This window comes from Neobacillus sp. K501, assembly GCF_053749995.1.
Window position 1 is genome coordinate 1 of sequence record NZ_JBSLYA010000025.1, and the last position, 1633, is coordinate 1633.

Below are 1633 nucleotides of genomic sequence, written 5' to 3' on the forward strand. Positions count from 1 at the left end.
TGATATGCTCCCAATAAAGTAGACAGATGAAATAATAAAAAATCTGTTTACTCTATTGGGGGTTTTTTCTATGGCGAAAAGTGCCTATACTGCACTGGAAAAATATGATCTGATTATTTCTTTTCAGAACAGACAAGTCACTGTTCGAGACTTTCTTCAACAAAATAACATCTCTAAAGATACGTTAAATAATTGGATACATTTATTCCAAACATATGGAATAGATGGACTTGAGGGGGCAACTGGGTGGAAACAGTACTCTAAAGAGGTCAAACTAGCTGCTGTTTTTGATTATCTTTCGGGGAACTTTTCTCAGGATGAGATTATACGGAAATATGAAATATCTAGTCGTTCAGTTTTGGACAGATGGATTAAGCATTATAATGATCATAGAGAACTAAATGATACAAAAAGGGTGAATATCTCTATGATTAAAGGTCGGTCCACCACACAAGAAGAGCGTTTGGAAATTGTTATGTATTGCTTACAGAACGGGAAAAATTATCCTCAGACAATGGCGCAGTTCAATGTTTCCTATCAACAGGTTTATCAATGGGTGAAGAAGTATGAGAAACAAGGAGAAGAAGGACTAATAGATAAGAGAGGTCAACGTAAGTCAGAGCCAGAGTTAACCCCAGAAGAGAAATTCCAACGCAAAATGAAAATGTTGGAGAGGGAAAATGAGCGCCTTCGGGCTGAGAATGCATTTTTAAAAAAGTTGGAAGAACTCGAAAGGAGGCGTTTAAAGAAACGTCCTTAAGCCAAATTCGATTAACCGATAAATATGTAGCTATTAAGGAACTTCATGAGAAAGAGAAATTCACTATTGTGCTATTATGCGAGATTGCGAGAATTCAACGTTCTTCCTATTATAAATGGCTTGATCGTACCCCTTCCGAGAATGAGAAATTGAATGAGAAAATTCTAAAGGAAATAAAAGGTTTATATGAGAAAGTGGATGGTATATATGGATATCGCCGCATAACAATGAACCTGAACCGTACTTTACCAAAGCCTATTAATCATAAACGAGTATATCGATTGATGAGAATCGCTGGAATCCAATCGTTAATTCGACGAAAAGGAAAAAAATACAAGCCAAGCACACCAAAACACGTGGCTGAAAACATCTTGAACAGAGAATTCCACGCAGAGAAGCCAAATGATAAGTGGTTAACAGACGTGACTGAAATGAAGTATGGAGCCTCACAGAAGGCTTATTTGAGTGCGATTTTAGATGTGTATGATGGATCCATTGTAAGCTATGTATTAGGTAATTCTAATAATAATCCGTTGGTATTTAAAACCTTCGATTTAGCGTTGGAAGTCAACCCGGGAGCAAAGCCCCTCTTCCATAGTGACCGAGGATTTCAATACACCTCCCCTGCTTTTAAAAGGAAAATTGATAAAGCAGAGATGGTTCAAAGTATGTCAAGGGTAGGAAGGTGTATCGATAATGGACCAATGGAGGCTTTTTGGGGAACATTGAAAAGTGAAAAGTATTATCTAAACAAATACATTACCTTTGAAGAGTTAAAGCAAGACATTGAGGAGTACATACAATTTTATAATCATGAACGATTACAAAAAAGACTAAACGGCCTTAGTCCCTTAGAATACAGGGCTAATGCCG

The 1633-nt window shown here is 37.0% G+C and carries 1 protein-coding gene; it reads left to right on the top strand.

Features of this window, described 5'->3' with window-relative positions; translation table 11 throughout:
- Positions 1-70: 70 nt before the first annotated feature.
- A protein-coding gene (locus ACWM35_RS25005) for an IS3 family transposase (RefSeq protein WP_454821584.1) occupies positions 71-1633 on the top strand; the annotation gives its coding sequence in 2 pieces (ribosomal slippage) (positions 71-721 and positions 724-1633; 1561 coding nt annotated over the 2 pieces). This gene is flagged as partial in the annotation.